We start from the raw sequence: 14,326 nt of genomic DNA, 5'->3' as shown, positions 1-14,326 counted from the left end.
CTCTTATGAACGAAGAGATCAGGACCGGCGTCTATATCTGTCACTGTGGCATCAACATCGCCGGCGTTGTCGACGTGGTTTCGGTGGCCGACTACGCCGGAACGTTACCCGGAGTCGTCATATCCCGTACAAACAAATACACGTGTTCCGATCCAGGCCAAGAGATCATCAAAAGCGATATTCGCGAGAACTCACTCAACCGGGTCGTGATTGCAGCCTGCTCCCCAACGATGCATGAAAAAACCTACCGGCGCGCCCTTCAGTCTGCCGGGATCAACCCCTACCTTCTCGATATGGCCAATATCCGGGAACACTGTGCCTGGGTCAATTGCGATAAAGCGGCGGCAACAGCCAAGGCTAAAGACATGGTGCGCGCGGCGGTGCGCCGAGTTGCTTTACAGCAACCGCTCGAACCTCGAAGTATCGCTGTTAATACAAATACACTGGTCGTCGGCGGCGGTATCGCAGGCATCACTGCCGCCCTGGAGATCGCTGAATCCGGTAACCAGGTTTACTTGGTCGAAAAGAATCCCGGCATCGGCGGCCACATGGCGCAACTGGACAAGACCTTTCCGACACTGGACTGCGCCGCCTGTATATCCACGCCCAAGATGAGCCAGACCGGGCAACACCCCAACATTTCTCTTTTTTCTTACAGCGAGGTAGCCGCCGTCAACGGCCATGCCGGGAATTTCAAGGTGACCGTCAAACGGAAACCCCGTTACGTTAACGAAAAAGACTGCAAAGGCTGTGGCGACTGCGCTACGATATGCCCGGTGAAAGTACCATCGGAATTCGATCTCGGACTTGCTGAACGCAAAGCAGCCTATCGGCCGTTCCCCCAGTCCGTGCCCAATACTTACACCATAGACCGTCGCGGTACACCACCCTGCCGTGTCGCCTGTCCTGCTGGCGTCAATGCCCAGGGCTACATCGCCCTCATCGCCCAGGGAAAGTTCGTCGAAGCCCTTGAAGTGGTACGGCGCACCATGCCTTTTGCCGCGGTCTGTGGTCGTGTATGCACCCATCCCTGTGAATCCGAATGCGGCCGGGGCGACCTGGACGAAGCCGTCGCTATCCGCGCCCTGAAACGCTTCATCGCCGATTATGAACTGAATCACGGTCGAGGAGCGGCAACCTCGGCGATAAACCGCACCGAGAGGATCGCCGTCGTCGGTTCCGGTCCCGCCGGTTTAGCCTGCGCTTACGACCTCTTGAAACTGGGCTATCCGGTTACAATTTTCGAAGCCGATGAACAACCCGGCGGCATGTTGCGTTACGGCATACCGGCCTACCGGCTACCGGAAGCGTCGCTGGATAATGATATCGCATATCTCAAGGAACTCGGCGCCGAGATCCTAACGGGTACTGCCATCGAATCCATCGACCAGCTTGAACAAAAAGGGTACCAGTCGGTTTTCATCGCCTGCGGCGCCTGGCGGAGCCAAAAGCTGGGTATTCCCGGCGAGACAGCCAGGGGTGTTTTCAACGCCATAGACTTCCTCAAACAAGTCAAAAAAGGCACAGCACCGCCCCTCGGACAAAAGGTCGCAGTGATCGGCGGCGGCAATGCCGCTGTGGACGCAGCTCGGACCGCCATAAGGTTGGGCGCTACAGAAGTTACTATCCTCTATCGTCGTTTCCGCGCCGAAATGCCGGCTATAGCCGAGGAGATCGCCGCCGCCGAGGCTGAAGGTGTGAAATTGACGTTACTCACCAGCCCGGTAGCTGTTATCGAGTTGGACGGTAGGGTCACCGGTGTGCGTTGCACAAGGATGGAGTTGGGAGAACCGGATTCGAGCGGCAGGCGTAAACCGATGCCGGTTGAGGGTAGCGAATTCGATATCGACGCCGATAATATCATTACAGCCGTCGGGCAATTAGTCGGTGAGGGATCCTTTGACGAAATCGAGCATCAACCGAACGGTACCATCAAAGCCGACCCGATAACGTTGGCGACGAGCCTCAAAGGCGTTTTCGCCGGTGGTGACGCCGTTACCGGCCCGGCCACCGTCATCGAAGCCATCGCCGCCGGCAAAGAGGCTGCGTTATCCATCGATCGTTACCTGAATGAACAAGACCTCAAAGCCAACTGGAAAACGCAACCAAATATCGCACGTCCATCGATCAAAGGTATCATCAAGGCACCGCGGGTCGCGATTTCGCACAGACCCGCAGAAACCACCTCGTTTGCCGAGACCGAACTCAACCTGACCGAAGCCCAGGCGGTGACCGAAGCCGCGCGCTGCCTGAACTGCGGAGGTTGCTCCGATTGCCGCCAGTGCCTGACGGTTTGTGAACCCAAGTGCATCGATTTCGAGCAGCAGCCGAAAGATGTGGAGATCGAAGTTGGAAACATCATCGTCGCCACAGGCTACGAGATGTTCGACCCCTCCATTATCACGCAATTCGGTTACGGAAAATTCGAGAATGTCATTACCGGCCTGGAATTCGAAAGGCTGGCCAACGCATCGGGTCCGACCAGCGGTGAGATACGCCTGAAAGACGGCCGCAAGCCGGAAAGCGTTGCCATTGTCCATTGCGTCGGCAGCCGGGACAAGAATTATCATGAGTACTGTTCACAGATATGCTGCATGTACTCTCTGAAACAGGCTCATCTTATCAGGGAACGCACCGGCGCCAGCGTTTATCAGATGTACATCGACCTGCGGTGTGTTGGCAAGGGTTACGAGGAGTTTTCAAGGCGGGTCGCCGAGGAGGGCGTCAATTTCATTCGAGGCAAGGTAGCCGAAATAACCGATCAGACTATCGGCGAGGAAACACAGGGTAAACTCATAGCTATCGTCGAGGATACTCTCCTGGGCGCCGTACTGCGGGTGCCTGTGGATATGGTGGTACTGGCCAATGCCGTTGAACCTCAGAAGGACGCCGAAGCGGTGGGCCGTTTATTCGGCCTGTCGCGCAGCGCCGACGGCTTTTTCCTGGAACGCCATCCCAAACTCGACCCTGTCGCTACGATGAACGAAGGAGTCTTTGTGGCCGGTTGCGCCCAGGGACCGAAAGATATCCCCCAAACCGTGGCCCAGGCCCAGGCGGCGGCGGCACGGGTGCTGGCGACCATCGCCAAGGGCAGTATCTCCCTGGAACCCTGTATCTCAGAGGTGATTGAAGCCAATTGCGATGGCTGCGCCTATTGCGTCGATCCCTGCCCCTTCGACGCCATCACCCTGATCGAATACAGTAGTAACGGGGCGGTTAAAAAGACTGTCGAGTCCGACCCGGTGAAATGCCGCGGTTGCGGCGTCTGCATGGCCACTTGCCCCAAACAAGGTATCGTGGTCAAGAATTTCACCACCGGCCAATTGCAGGCTATGGTTGAAGCCTTGATCGAATGCCCATAGCGTTTGACCTATCTCCATTAAAGCGTTACTATTTTAGAATAGTCTTCAGAAAGAGGTGAACTATGCCGCTGGAAATTACCGACGATACTTTTGACGCGGAAGTGGTCAAATCAGAATTACCGGTGCTGGTAGACTTCTGGGCTCCATGGTGCGGTCCCTGCCGCATGGTGGCCCCGGTTGTAGATAAGCTGGAAGAGAAACACAAGGATAAATTCAAGTTCTGCAAGATGAACGTGGACGAAAACCAGAAGACGGCGGGACAATTCCGGGTCATGTCCATTCCCACCCTCATGTTTTTTAAAGCCGGCAAAGTCGAGGACACGGTCGTAGGCGCGGTACCGGAGAGCACGCTGGAGACTAAGATCGAAAAACTGATCTAAACGGACCCAAACGATCGAACGGCAAAGGGCGGCTCGGCTGAGCCGCCCTTACTTTATTACGCTCTACCAAGTGCCAATTCGATAATCTACCGTTGCGGCTTTACACGGAGCGGAATACCCGCAACCATCAGGTAAACCTCGTCGACCGCCCGCGCCAGCATCTGATTAGCCCTCCCCAGCACGTCGCGGTAAATCCGGGTGGAGGCGCCCAGCGGGATAATACCTTCGCCAACTTCGTTAGTCACCATGACATATGTAGCGGGACTCTTCCGCATACATTCGATGACGGCGCCTATTTCGGACTTGACATCTTCCTCAACAGCCTTCTGGCTGACGTCATCGCCCTGAACGGCCATGTGCTTGCAAAGGATATTGTTCACCAGGAGGGTGACGCAGTCCAGGACCACCACATCGTAGCTCCTCGTGTCCAGGGCGATGCAACCGCCAACCCCGCATGGCGCTTCCAAGGTGTGCCAATGAGCAGGTCGGGATTTTTTATGCGCCGCTATGCGGGTTTGCATCTCCGCATCACCGGCTTCGGCGGTGGCCACGAATAACACTTCTCCGCCGATCTCCCGCGCCAGTTCTTCCGCGTAGCTGCTCTTACCGCTGCGGGCGCCGCCGATTAGCAGTATCGTCTTTCGATCCATATCCATACCCTCGCTATTGGGCCAAATGGGAAGTATCGCTCAGTTTTTCAAGCAAAGCGCCAGTCCCATAGATGTCTATGATACTGACCGAAGCCATCTCGAACCGGAATTTCCAGTAGTGCTCCCAGGGCAACCCAAGAAGACCACACAGCAAGATTTTATGAGGTCCGCCATGACCGACGATCATGATGGTCTCTTCATCCCCATGATGTTTCAATCGTTCGAGAAAGGTGCTAACCCTGGTGGAAAATCCGGTGAAATCTTCACCCTCCGGAAAACAAAGCTCGGTACTACCACAGCGCCATAATTCTCCGACATCGGGATACAGCGCGCAGGCCTCACTGAAGGTGATACCCTCTATCCGTCCGAAATCGACCTCGTTGAGCTCCGGAGCACTGCGTATCTCGACGTCGCGATTGGCAGCGATAATACCCGCGGTAGCGACGCCGCGCTTCAGCGTGCTTGAATAGATGATGTCTATCTTCTCATCGCGGAAACGGGCGGCCAGTCGTTCGGCCTGGCGGTAACCTTCTTCAGAAAGATCGATATCGGTGAAACCGTGGCATTTTTCCGGATTGTCGGTGGCGGTTTTGCCGTGCCGGATCAGGATCAGTCGCACTAATTATTCTCCTAGAACCAATTGTTGAAAGAGAATAGCACGACTAAAAGCAATACGGCAAACTCACTGATCTCATTGATCGCTCCGTAGGTGTCCCCGGTGAGTCCCTGGAACTTCCCCTGGAAAAAGCGGGCCAGCATCACCGTCAGGAGCCAGATGACCAGCATGGCCACGATTCCCCGCCAGCCCGCGGTTAGGGCAGCGATCGCCAAAGCAGATAGGGTCGCCAGCACCGGAACGATGGCCGCGGAACCGCCTTTAAGCTCCTTACCCATCCCCTGCTCCCGCGCGTAAGGGTACCTGAAAACAGCATACACCATCGCCCAGCGGCTGAGCACCGGCATCAGGATGAGGGCAGAGTAGATCACCGATTCCGGAACGCTGATAAGTGCCGTAAATTTTAACAGCAGCAGCACGATAGCCGCCACCACGCCGATAGCACCGGCGCCCGGTTCCTTCATGATCTGCTTGCGGCGCTCCGGCACCCGGTGGCCGCCAGCCAGTCCGTCGAAGGTATCGATAACCCCGTCCAGGTGCAGTCCGCCGGTCAGCATGACCAGGCTGCCGAGCAGCAGGGCATCAGCGAGGAAGACCGGTAGAAAGTGGCTGAAAAGCCAGTACAGGCCGCACAGGATGCCACCGATAACGAGACCGATGAACGGATAATACACCAGCGAGCGGGCAAACTGCTGCTGGCTTAGAGGGCGATCCCAGTTCTCCCGCCGGAACGGAATTGGGATGCTGGTCAAAAATCGCAAAGCCGCCAAGAATGACACTTTTTCTCTTTAAACCTCTCTAAGCCATCGCAATCTTGTTTAAGCTATTCCGCCTCAGAGACACCGGCTTCGCCGAAAGTGGCCATTTCTGCCAGCAACCTGGTGGATGTTTCGGCGATAAAGATGCCGATGGCGGCGCCGGTGCCTTCGCCTAATCTCAGATCCAGGGTGACAATCGGTTTCAGACCGAGTTTTTCGGCCATGATCCTGTGCCCGGGTTCCACCGACAGGTGACCGAGGAACATATACTCCCGGGACAAGGGCGCCAGAGCTTCAGCGATTAGGGCGCCCGCGCCGGAAATGAATCCGTCGACGACTACCGGTACACCGCGGGCAGCCGCACCCAGGATCACGCCGGCGATACCGCCGATCTCGAAACCGCCGAGCTTGGCGAGAACGTCGAGACCGTTCTTCGGGTCAGGGTTATTGAGGGTGATAGCGCCTTCGATGACCTTGATCTTATGCTCCAGCTGCTCATCGGAAAGACCGGTGCCGCGTCCGGTTACCTTACCCACAGCCTGACCGGTCATGACGGCGCAGATGGCGGCGGAGGGGGTGGTGTTGCCAATGCCCATGTCCCCGGTACCGACGATGTCCAGGCCTTTGTCGATCTCGGCGTTGACCACCTCGATGCCGGCTTCGACAGCCTGAATGGCCTGGGCTTCGGTCATGGCCGGACCCTTTGCGATATTGGCGGTACCCCTGGCGACGAGTTTATCGACCACCGGGATATCGGCGGGCAGTTCACCGGCGACGCCCATGTTGACCACGACCACCCTGGCGCCGATCTGACGGGCGATGACGTTGATCGCCGCGCCGCCGCGGACGAAATTGAGCACCATCTGGGGGGTAACTTCCTGGGGATAATTGCCGACTTTTTCGGCCACCACGCCGTGGTCTCCGGCCATGGTAATGATAGCTTTATCCTTGATGACCGGCAGTGTTTTACCCTGAATACCGGCCAGCCGGATCGAGATCTCCTCCAGGCGGCCCAGCGCACCCTGGGGTTTGGTCAGCATATCCTGCCGGGCGGAAGCTTTCTTCATCGCTGCATCATCCAGCGGTTTGATGGACGCTATGGTCTTGTTGAGTAATTCACCCATGATTTTTATTCCCCTTTTTCATTATTTTCTGTCGCTCACTCACCGTGTGGCCAGCGGACCGATTTAGAGAAACTGATTATTTGTTTTTTCGCAATGCTTTTTTCAGGAAACAATTCCGATTTTCGACGATTAGGATCCGGTTGTCCAAACGCGAGATTGTTTCGCAACAACAAATTGAATCAAATAACTCAATTCATTTTCCGGGTCGCGAGTCTCAAATCGCAAGTTCCAAGAGTTGTCAGGGTTATAAAACAAATGATTCAATTCCTGTTGTTATTGACAGTCCGGGATTCACGGGAGGACTCGGCCCCGATTCCGTTGGTTCAAGCGCGGCATGTCCCAACGGACGTATTATGTACTGCCATCGGCTATACAATGGCAAGGTATAGAGAACATATGATAAGGCCCTAGTAAAGGAATTGTCAATAGGATTTTGGCGGGTTTGGAAAATAAACAGGTCGGTGACATCCGATGTAACGGGGGCATCATAAATCCCTCATAATCTATCCTTCGCTTCACTCAGGACAAGCCTTTACGGAAGGGAGAGACGCGAAGGGGTGCCTGATATCGCGACCATCTAATTATTGGTGAAGAGACCGAGAAGAATCGATGCTTATCCGGGGCATTGATGATTTGTTACGTTGTCCGTCCCCCAGCTCAATGATCTAACCGCCTGTGCCAGGCGACGGCATTCTGGGAGCGTTCGCGGGGCGATGCGAACATAGTCGGGTAAACCGAAGGAAGTGCAATCTCTGACGATGACGCCGTGCTTCATGAGCGCCATACGGAATTCACCCGCCAGGCCGACCTTCATCAGGAAAAAGTTGGTGCGCGTCGGCACGATCCGGTAGCCTAACGAGGTGAATTCACCGATAAGGTAATCCCGGTTCTTGCGGAGAAGGCTGTCGCTACGCAGGATATAGGCGTTGTCAGCCAGTGCCTGGAGGCCGGTCCGCTGGGCTACCGCGTTCACGTTCCAGGGCGGTTTGACCTTGCACAGGTTCTCGATGATGTCCGGATGAGCCATGGCATAACCCAAACGCAAACCGGCAAGGGCATAGTCCTTGGTCATGCTCCGGACGATGATCAGATTGCCCCCGGGTACCAGATCGACCGAACTCCAGGCGCCCTCGGTAAAAGCGATATAGGCTTCATCGAGAATGACGAGGCCGCCGTCCATCGACGACAACACCGATTCGATCTCGGCCCTGGTCAAGTACTGGCCGGTGGGGTTGTCGGGGTTGCAGAGGAAGAGCGCTTTGGGCTTCAACTGCTTGATCAGGTCGATGCACCGTTTTACATCGAACCTGAAATTATCCTTTTCTTCAGCCCACAACTCGATGATCTCTGCGCCGGCGATGCGGCACGCCAACTCGTATTCCCCGAATGTCGGCTTCAGAATTAGCACCCGGTCGCCGGTACTGAAATAGGCCTGGGCTACCAGCCGGATGATCTCCATGCTGCCGTTGCCGAAGATGACGCTATCAGCGTCGAGGCCATTTTGAAAAGCAATGATTCTTCTTAGGTCCGTCGAATCCGAATCCGGATAATGGTCGATGATCACGTTTTCCAGGTTGAAATCGAGTTTGAAAGGGTAAGGGTTGGAATTGGAGCTGAAATCGAGGACATCGTCCGGGTCAATGCCGAGTTTTTCGAATTCGGCATAGTTCGGCCCGCCGTGATAGCAGGCTTCCAGAGCGGCGATCTCCGGCCTAGGTGAGAGCAATGATCATCCCCCCTACGGCAAAGCAAATGATGAACCAGACCATAGTGGCGCTGTTGATCAGACGCAAAGAATCCTCGACGACATCGGGTGTCATCGGGCGGTCAGCCCTACCCAGTCGGTAGTGATCGATCTTCTCGAACTGTACCCCCAGCGCCCCCGCCGCCGCCGCCATCGGCCAGCCGGCATTCGGGCTCTCGGTCTTGAGATGATCCGATTTGGCAATGTGCCAGGCTCGGCGGGCTCCCATCTTCGTAAGGTAAGCGGCGACGATCACCACCAAGGCGGAGAGGCGCGCCGGGATATAATTAAGGACGTCGTCGAGGCGGGCGGGAAACTTACCCAGATATTCGTATTTACCGCGATAGCCAACCATGCTGTCGAAGGTGCTGACCACGCGGAAGGCGAAGGCGCCCGGCAACCCAAACAGTAAAAAGAAAAATATGGGCGATACCAAGCTGTCGCAAAGGCTCTCCGAGACCGACTCAACAGTGGCCGACACGAGGTACGGCCGCGATAATTTCGAAGTATCGCGGCTGACCAGAGCCCTCAACTCGAAACGCCCCTGGTCGATAGTCTCATCCTTCTCAATAAGCTGCTTGATGTGCAGAGCGGTCTTGCGTAGATACACGAAGCTGAAGCTGACCTTGAGCAGAATACCGGTGACGACGATATAGAGGATATAATGAATGCTCTTGAGCCATTCAACCAGAAACCAGGCAGCAGCCGCGACGGCCAGCATCAGGATAACGGTAATTAGCGCGCCGTAAAGGAACTGATAAGTCTTGCCGGCCCGGAGGCCGAAGCGTTCAAAAAAAGAAATGACCTTGCCCAGCCACGCCACGGGATGAATGGCGTTGGGCGGGTCGCCAATAATAAACTCAACCGCCAGGGCGACCAGCAGAATCAGTATTATGTCCAACGGAGCTCCCTAACTATAAAGCACCTTGCGGCGTTTTGCGATGGCTTCCTTGGTAGCGGCGGTGACCGCGCGGGCCATCAGTGCGCCTATTTTAGTATGTCCGCTGACATATGTACACTTTGCGGTCTTGCCGGACACGGTCACGATCTGGTCGGTACCGGTGCCGGTGGCCTGAAGCGAAGGAGTGTAGGCGCTCTTGATCCCCATATCCTCCAAGGCGACCACCTTGGCCTCAGTGATGGTGATGAAGGACGCCGCCAGCGCCGCCTGGGTGAGTTCGGCGCAAGAAAAAACGATGGTGTTGATGGTGCCCACCGGGTTGTGATGCCGGCCGGTATCCACTCCGACCCGCAGGGCGTTACCCTCGACGCCGGCGGTGACAAACGCCATAGCCCATAACTCCCCGTCGGTCGCCTCGCTCCAGGCTAAGTGCTCCATGGTCACGCCGGTGGAAAGCATGGTGGCGTTGTCCAGCGACAGGTTGCAGCCGAGAGAATTCGACTTAAGGATCTGCCGGAAATAGCCGCGCCAATCACATTCAGGGTCATGAAGTTTCATCCATAATGGTTGCGGTATATGGCAGTTAGCCACGACGCTGGCTTTACGATACCCTTGCAACCCGGACAGTGTCCGCTGCGGCTCAGGCAGGTACAGGAGCAAGGCGTTGGAAGGCTCATTCCAGATCCGGTGATGGACGATCTCAGCGGTAACGCCGTGAAAGCAGCCTAATACTTCGCTACGGGTGTCTTTACTCATGCACCGTTTATCCACATCTGTTTTCTTTAATATTACCGACCCGAGGCAGGACCGCGGGCAATCCTGTCAGCGGGTGAGCGTGGACATAGGACCCGGGCCCGTATACCTGGCAAATATTGTCAGTTGTAATCACTTCAGCCGGCGTACCGAAAGCGAATAATTCACCGCGCCGTATCAGGACCAGTTTTTCACAATAATGCGCCGCCAAATTCAAATCATGAATGGCGGCGATGACGGTGAGATGACGTTGGTGACATTCCTCTTTGATCAGATTCAACACATCGATCTGTCGCCCGATATCCAGATTGGCCGTAGGTTCATCCAGCAGAATGCCCTCGGTTTGCTGAGCAAGCGCTCTGGCTATCAAAACACTCTGTATTTCACCGCCGGAAAGCTCGGAAATTCTGCGCTCTGCGAACTGCTGGACGCCTGCCCTTTCCATAGCATCCCAGGCGATGGTCAGGTCCTTTTCTCCTTCATATTGAAGAGGCCCTAAATGGGGATTCCTGCCCATGAGAACTATCTCAAAAGCGGTATAGGCGCTGGGCAGCCAAGGGGTTTGGGGGACAACACTGATGAGTTTGGCTAACTCGCGCCTTCCAAGACGTGAGATATCATCACCGTTGGCGGTAATGCTCCCTTTAACCGGCGTTAGAATCCGGCTTAAAGATTTGATCAGAGTGGATTTGCCCGAACCATTGGGACCGACCAACCCGACCATTTCTCCCGGGACCATGCGGAAACTGACATCATGAACTACTTCTTTTTCGCCGTAAGAAACGGATACGTTCTTTAATTCAATGGTAAGCATGATTAGAACAACACCTTGGTGCGTTTTCTAAGCAGATACAGAAAAAATGGAGCGCCGCATATGGCGGTTATAATACCGATAGGTATTTCTGTCGGTGCTAGCAGCGTCCTGGCCACAATGTCAGCCAGGATCATGAAAATCGCCCCAACCAAAGCTGAAAGCGGTAACAAAAACCGGTGGTCCGGTCCCCAGATCAACCGTACCGCATGGGGAACGATAATGCCGACAAACCCAATAATGCCGACAAAAGAAACCGCGGCGGCGGTGATTAACGTGGAAACGGCCAATAAGATAATCTTGACCTTCTCAACGTCAACGCCCAGTTGTTTTGCCTGTTCTTCGCCAAGCTGCATGATGTTCAGTGCCCGGGCAAACAGGAAAATTATCGCCACTCCCACAAGAATAAGCGGCCAGGTTATCCTGACCTCAGACCACTGGCTGGATGAAAAACTGCCCATCATCCAAAATATGATGCCATGGATCTTGTCCCCGCTGATAGTTATCAAATAAGATACCATAGCCGAGAAAAGAGAACCCATGGCCACGCCGGCCAGGATAAGCGTCGTGACCGGTATCATACCTCCCACCCTGGCAAGCATATAAACGACACCCACACTGACCAAAGCCCCAATGAAGGCAAAAATCGGAATAATCGTCCCGCCGAGAAAAGCCACCGGGAATAAAAAGCCCAATACCGCACCAAGCGCGGCACCCTGGGCGACTCCTATCAAGTACGGATCAGCCAGGGGATTACGGAACAGTCCCTGATAGGAAGCGCCAGCTACCGCTAATGCCAGTCCAACGATACCTGCCAGCATTACCCGCGGCAACCGGATATTGGTGATGATAGTCTCAAAAGCGGGGGACCAATCCGGATCTGAGGTGATGAAGGGAAGCTTTGAGAACAAAATCTCAAAAGTGGTGCCGAACGGTATCTGGACACTGCCCAGTGTAATGGCAAAGACACCGACCAACACGAGAACGATAAAGAGAATCCCGATTGCAATCGTGCGGCTTTTCCAGGTCTTAGAAATCGCCGCCGCTCGAGCCTGAATATCAGATACGCTCAAATAAATTGTTTCCTCAATAACAAGATCAGAAAGGGTGGGCCGGTAAATTCACCGACCCACCCCGTATTCTAACTGAAAAGCTCCGGGTGAATCATCTTTGCCAATTCTTCCAACGCGTCCACGATCCGCGGGCCGGAACGCCCGACGACATCAGAAATCACTCCGAAAACCTGACCGTTCACTCTGGCGCTTACACTTGCCAGCAAAGGCTCGGTTTTTGCCCACTGCAGCGGCAGATCCTCACCAGACCCCATACCGATCTGGGCGATGATTACCTGAGGATCTTTCCCAAGTACGGTTTCCGGGCTGACCTTGGGATATTTTTCGTTTATCTCCCCGACAATATTCACACCGCCGGCGACACTTATCAGGCTGTTAATAAAGGAGGTACTACCGATACTCTGCAGCGGCTCATGCCAGACGATATAGAACGTGCGGGTTAACTGACTTTGATTCAGGGTCTGAGTTTTACTGGTTACGGCATTGACCCGAGCAGTAAGCCCGTCAACCAGCGGTTGAGTAATCTCATTCACGTTTGCCACTTTACCCACCATCTCGATTGCCTCAAGAACCTCGTTAAGATTATCCGGACTTAGAGCGATGACCGTAAATCCTAGTGCTTCGAGTTGCGGAATTACCTTACTCGCATGGATATTGGCAGCGATGATGAGATCCGGTTGCGCTGCGGTTATCAATTCGACATCAGCTGTCGAAAACCCGCCAACCTTTGGTTTTTCCAACGCGGCCGCCGGATAGTTGCAATAGGTAGTAACGCCGACCAGCTTATCTTCTAATCCAAGCGCATATACGATTTCGGTGTTGCTGGGAGCCAGGGAGATGATCCGCTGTGGCTCTGCGTTGATCGTGACTGTTCGGTCCAGTTGATCGACAATGGTCAACGGATAAATCGTTTCAGGAATTACTATCGGCGTTTCTTCCTCGGTACAACCGGGAATTAAACTGAGTCCAAGAACCGCCACGAGCAGCGCCGTTGCTAAGGTGACTATTTTACCGGCTTTCATATATTCCCTCATTCCAAATTCTGTAGATCGATGCCGACGAAGTACCAAATCGCTTTAACCAAACAATTCAGGGTGCAATAGTTTGGCCATAGATTCTAATCCCTCGACCAGCCGAGGACCCGGACGTGCGGTAAAATCGTCATTCATCCCATATATAGCACCATTAATTTTGGCTTCGGTAGTGTCAAGCCTCGAATCGGTCAAAGCGAACTGATAGGCAAAATCCCCCATACTTTCGCTGGCTGAAGCCAGAATAATCTGAGGGTTGCGACTGACAAGCTCTTCCAGTTGTACAGCATCACCGGTGTTATCGATGAATATATTCAATCCTCCGGCAGCCACGATCAACGCGGAGCCCAAACCATTACTACCATGAATATACATCGGCTCAGGCCAGATGATGTAAACGGTCCGCGGTTTTTGCGCGGCTGTAAGTCCGCTGGTTTTATCCGTTACTGCCTTAACCCTTGCCTTCATGTCGGATACTATCTGTTCAGCCTTCTCGGGTGCCCCGACGATTTTTCCCATGAGCCCGATAGAATCATAAACTTCTTGAAAACTTGATACGCTGGTGCCCTTTATCACCACGACCGGGGTGTTCCCCAATACGTTCGTCAGCTGGTCAACCACACCCATACCAACCGCGGAAATATCTACTAAAACAAGATCAGGAACGGCGCTTACTATAGCTTCATAGTTCACTGAGAATAAGTTACCCATCTTGGGCTTATCCAAAGCCGCCGGCGGATAATCGCTAAAATCATCGACGCCAACAACCTTGTTGCCCACCCCTAACGCGAAAAGGTTTTCGGTATGACTAGGAATCAAAGACACTATCTTCTCAGGTTGTTTGGCAATTGTTACTGTTCTACCCGCATCATCAGTGATAGTCATCGGGAATACAGCCGAATCCGTTGTCTGGGGCGGAGTCACAGCGTCCGTACCGCATGCGGTCAACCCTAGCGGCAAAATAATACTGAGCGCCGCGATTCCAAGTATGATCATTTTCTTGCCTATGCGTATTGGTTTGCCTTGGAATTCCACCTGGGATCCCTCCTTTTTTTGTGTTATACAATTAGACTTGCTTTTGATTAATTTTATTTGTGTTCAGTATAGTGAAATCCACCCAGCA

Annotated in this window: 13 protein-coding genes; 2 read left to right on the top strand and 11 right to left on the bottom strand. The window is 54.2% G+C overall.

Features of this window, described 5'->3' with window-relative positions; all coding sequences use genetic code 11:
• The first annotated feature begins 5 nt into the window (after positions 1–5).
• Together ABFB09_RS02390 and trxA are read left to right on the top strand one after the other, a co-directional pair.
• Positions 6–3,362, top strand: coding sequence for an FAD-dependent oxidoreductase (locus ABFB09_RS02390; protein WP_346999612.1), 3,357 nt, complete (start codon positions 6–8; stop codon positions 3,360–3,362).
• 62 nt (positions 3,363–3,424) lie between these two features.
• Positions 3,425–3,742: a thioredoxin gene (gene trxA / locus ABFB09_RS02385; protein WP_346999611.1), complete on the top strand. Its 318-nt coding sequence runs from the start codon at positions 3,425–3,427 to the stop codon at positions 3,740–3,742.
• A gap of 86 nt (positions 3,743–3,828) precedes the next feature.
• Here the strand turns inward: trxA and cobU are convergent, their stop codons facing one another.
• The 11 genes from cobU to ABFB09_RS02330 all read right to left on the bottom strand — a co-directional run bounded on the left by cobU (position 3,829) and on the right by ABFB09_RS02330 (position 14,238).
• The gene (cobU, locus tag ABFB09_RS02380; RefSeq protein ID WP_346999610.1) at positions 3,829–4,392 is read right to left on the bottom strand and encodes a bifunctional adenosylcobinamide kinase/adenosylcobinamide-phosphate guanylyltransferase; all 564 of its coding nucleotides are present in this window, start codon (positions 4,390–4,392) and stop codon (positions 3,829–3,831) included.
• Between the two features lie 13 nt (positions 4,393–4,405).
• A complete protein-coding gene (locus tag ABFB09_RS02375) occupies positions 4,406–5,011 on the bottom strand; it encodes a histidine phosphatase family protein (protein WP_346999608.1) in 606 nt (201 codons plus the stop codon).
• An 11-nt stretch (positions 5,012–5,022) separates the two neighbouring features.
• A complete protein-coding gene (gene cobS, locus ABFB09_RS02370) occupies positions 5,023–5,787 on the bottom strand; it encodes an adenosylcobinamide-GDP ribazoletransferase (protein ID WP_346999607.1) in 765 nt (254 codons plus the stop codon).
• Between the two features lie 44 nt (positions 5,788–5,831).
• A complete protein-coding gene (gene cobT, locus ABFB09_RS02365) occupies positions 5,832–6,890 on the bottom strand; it encodes a nicotinate-nucleotide--dimethylbenzimidazole phosphoribosyltransferase (RefSeq protein ID WP_346999606.1) in 1,059 nt (352 codons plus the stop codon).
• Positions 6,891–7,503: 613 nt separating this feature from the next.
• The gene (locus ABFB09_RS02360) at positions 7,504–8,616 is read right to left on the bottom strand and encodes a histidinol-phosphate transaminase (RefSeq protein WP_346999604.1); all 1,113 of its coding nucleotides are present in this window, start codon (positions 8,614–8,616) and stop codon (positions 7,504–7,506) included.
• Positions 8,603–9,535, bottom strand: a complete 933-nt coding sequence (locus tag ABFB09_RS02355) for a cobalamin biosynthesis protein (RefSeq protein WP_346999603.1) — start codon at positions 9,533–9,535, stop codon at positions 8,603–8,605. Before ABFB09_RS02355 ends, ABFB09_RS02360 begins: the two co-directional genes overlap by 14 nt.
• Positions 9,536–9,544: 9 nt before the next feature.
• Positions 9,545–10,291 carry an adenosylcobinamide amidohydrolase gene (locus ABFB09_RS02350; protein ID WP_346999602.1) on the bottom strand — a complete coding sequence of 249 codons (747 nt, stop codon included), beginning with the start codon at positions 10,289–10,291 and terminating at the stop codon, positions 9,545–9,547.
• Positions 10,292–10,298: 7 nt separating this feature from the next.
• Positions 10,299–11,102 (bottom strand): ABC transporter ATP-binding protein, encoded by an 804-nt coding sequence (locus tag ABFB09_RS02345; protein ID WP_346999601.1) that lies wholly within the window; start codon positions 11,100–11,102, stop codon positions 10,299–10,301.
• 2 nt (positions 11,103–11,104) lie between these two features.
• The gene (locus tag ABFB09_RS02340; protein ID WP_346999599.1) at positions 11,105–12,172 is read right to left on the bottom strand and encodes an iron chelate uptake ABC transporter family permease subunit; all 1,068 of its coding nucleotides are present in this window, start codon (positions 12,170–12,172) and stop codon (positions 11,105–11,107) included.
• A 68-nt stretch (positions 12,173–12,240) separates the two neighbouring features.
• The gene (locus ABFB09_RS02335) at positions 12,241–13,194 is read right to left on the bottom strand and encodes a cobalamin-binding protein (RefSeq protein WP_346999598.1); all 954 of its coding nucleotides are present in this window, start codon (positions 13,192–13,194) and stop codon (positions 12,241–12,243) included.
• Between the two features lie 54 nt (positions 13,195–13,248).
• The gene (locus ABFB09_RS02330) at positions 13,249–14,238 is read right to left on the bottom strand and encodes an ABC transporter substrate-binding protein (protein WP_346999597.1); all 990 of its coding nucleotides are present in this window, start codon (positions 14,236–14,238) and stop codon (positions 13,249–13,251) included.
• Positions 14,239–14,326 lie beyond the last annotated feature (88 nt).

The sequence above is a fragment of the Dehalogenimonas sp. THU2 genome (genome assembly GCF_039749495.1).
Lineage (GTDB): Bacteria > Chloroflexota > Dehalococcoidia > Dehalococcoidales > Dehalococcoidaceae > Dehalogenimonas.
The sequence above is the reverse complement of the archived record's forward strand: the minus strand, read 5'-3'. Positions and strand labels throughout refer to the sequence as shown.